Genomic DNA, 2,336 nt, shown 5'->3' with positions numbered 1-2,336 from the left:
ATCTGGATAGTTCATAATTTCGCTTCTGTGCTGATTGCGGCACAACTGCTCTTTAACAACTTAACAGCCGATAAGTGTGGGCGCTTGAGGGATCAGGCGTGCAGACGATCATCGCGGGCTTATCCAGTGCATCGGGATCGCAAGATCCGCGGGTGGCTGGGCGCCGGATGGTCGCGCACAAAGTAATACCCAAGTGCTCGCACAACAGAAGAAGTAAGGTTTTATGGATTTCTATGAAACCGGTCTTTTTCTTTGAGCAAGCAGCGACGTATGACCCGAAGTCTCCGGCGGGGCTGGTCTTTGGACTGGTTTTGAGGGGATTTCGAGGACAATACGATAACAGGCATTGAACTGAAGAGTTTGATCCTGGCTCAGATTGAACGCTAGCGGGATGCTTTACACATGCAAGTCGAACGGCAGCACGAAGAGCTTGCTCTTTGGTGGCGAGTGGCGAACGGGTGAGTAATGTATCGGAACGTGCCCAGTAGCGGGGGATAACTGGCCGAAAGGTCAGCTAATACCGCATACGCCCTACGGGGGAAAGGGGGGGATCTTCGGACCTCTCACTATTGGAGCGGCCGATATCGGATTAGCTGGTTGGTGGGGTAAAGGCCTACCAAGGCGACGATCCGTAGCTGGTTTGAGAGGACGACCAGCCACACTGGGACTGAGACACGGCCCAGACTCCTACGGGAGGCAGCAGTGGGGAATTTTGGACAATGGGGGCAACCCTGATCCAGCCATCCCGCGTGTGCGATGAAGGCCTTCGGGTTGTAAAGCACTTTTGGCAGGGAAGAAACAGCCTGGGCGAATACCCTGGGCGACTGACGGTACCTGCAGAATAAGCACCGGCTAACTACGTGCCAGCAGCCGCGGTAATACGTAGGGTGCAAGCGTTAATCGGAATTACTGGGCGTAAAGCGTGCGCAGGCGGTTCGGAAAGAAAGGTGTGAAATCCCAGGGCTTAACCTTGGAACTGCACTTTTAACTGCCGGGCTAGAGTACGTCAGAGGGGGGTAGAATTCCACGTGTAGCAGTGAAATGCGTAGAGATGTGGAGGAATACCGATGGCGAAGGCAGCCCCCTGGGATGATACTGACGCTCATGCACGAAAGCGTGGGGAGCAAACAGGATTAGATACCCTGGTAGTCCACGCCCTAAACGATGTCAACTAGCTGTTGGGGTTTATTAACCTTAGTAGCGCAGCTAACGCGTGAAGTTGACCGCCTGGGGAGTACGGTCGCAAGATTAAAACTCAAAGGAATTGACGGGGACCCGCACAAGCGGTGGATGATGTGGATTAATTCGATGCAACGCGAAAAACCTTACCTACCCTTGACATGTCCGGAATCCTTTAGAGATAGAGGAGTGCTCGCAAGAGAACTGGAACACAGGTGCTGCATGGCTGTCGTCAGCTCGTGTCGTGAGATGTTGGGTTAAGTCCCGCAACGAGCGCAACCCTTGCCATTAGTTGCCACATTAAGTTGGGCACTCTAGTGGGACTGCCGGTGACAAACCGGAGGAAGGTGGGGATGACGTCAAGTCCTCATGGCCCTTATGGGTAGGGCTTCACACGTCATACAATGGTCGGGACAGAGGGTTGCCAAGCCGCGAGGCGGAGCCAATCTCAGAAACCCGATCGTAGTCCGGATCGCAGTCTGCAACTCGACTGCGTGAAGTCGGAATCGCTAGTAATCGCGGATCAGCATGTCGCGGTGAATACGTTCCCGGGTCTTGTACACACCGCCCGTCACACCATGGGAGTGGGTTTCACCAGAAGTAGGTAGCCTAACCGCAAGGGGGGCGCTTACCACGGTGAGATTCATGACTGGGGTGAAGTCGTAACAAGGTAGCCGTATCGGAAGGTGCGGCTGGATCACCTCCTTTAAGAGCGAAGCGCGTCTGGTGCGCTTGAGCGCTCACGCTTATCGGCTGTTTGGGTACATGGTCTGAGGTCCAGGCCTGCATGACAAGCAGACTCAAGGGGTCAGTAGCTCAGTCGGTTAGAGCACCGTCTTGATAAGGCGGGGGTCGATGGTTCGAATCCATCTTGACCCACCAACGGTTAATTGCGATGGCAAGGAACGCGGGGGGATTAGCTCAGCTGGGAGAGCACCTGCTTTGCAAGCAGGGGGTCGTCGGTTCGATCCCGTCATCCTCCACCAGCGCTTGGGTGGCAGGCGCGCGGCCAGACCACTTAGTCAAGAGCATCCTGAGGGGACTTAGGGTGTTCTTGACTGGGGCGGGTGTCTTAGGGCGCTCGTTTTGGTGCAGTACCATGTTCTTTAACAATCTGGAAGAAGCACAACAATGTAGACGCAACGCTCGACTTGACG

The 2,336-nt window shown here is 54.9% G+C and carries 2 tRNA genes and 2 rRNA genes (1 of these 4 only partly in view); all 4 read left to right on the top strand.

Features of this window, described 5'->3' with window-relative positions:
- Nucleotides 1-348 precede the first annotated feature (348 nt).
- Nucleotides 349-1,887 (top strand): 16S ribosomal RNA (locus OOZ48_RS18350).
- Between the two features lie 97 nt (nucleotides 1,888-1,984).
- Nucleotides 1,985-2,061 (top strand) — tRNA-Ile (locus OOZ48_RS18345).
- A 28-nt stretch (nucleotides 2,062-2,089) separates the two neighbouring features.
- Nucleotides 2,090-2,165 (top strand) — tRNA-Ala (locus OOZ48_RS18340).
- A gap of 26 nt (nucleotides 2,166-2,191) precedes the next feature.
- Nucleotides 2,192-2,336, top strand: a 23S ribosomal RNA gene (locus OOZ48_RS18335) (it continues 2,434 nt past the right edge of the window).
- The 16S and 23S rRNA genes sit together here with 2 tRNA genes alongside, the layout of an rRNA operon.

Origin of the sequence: Castellaniella sp. S9 (genome assembly GCF_027257175.1) — a bacterium.
Classification (GTDB): domain Bacteria; phylum Pseudomonadota; class Gammaproteobacteria; order Burkholderiales; family Burkholderiaceae_B; genus Castellaniella.
Note: the sequence above shows the minus strand (reverse complement) of the source record. Positions and strands in the feature narration are given on the sequence as shown.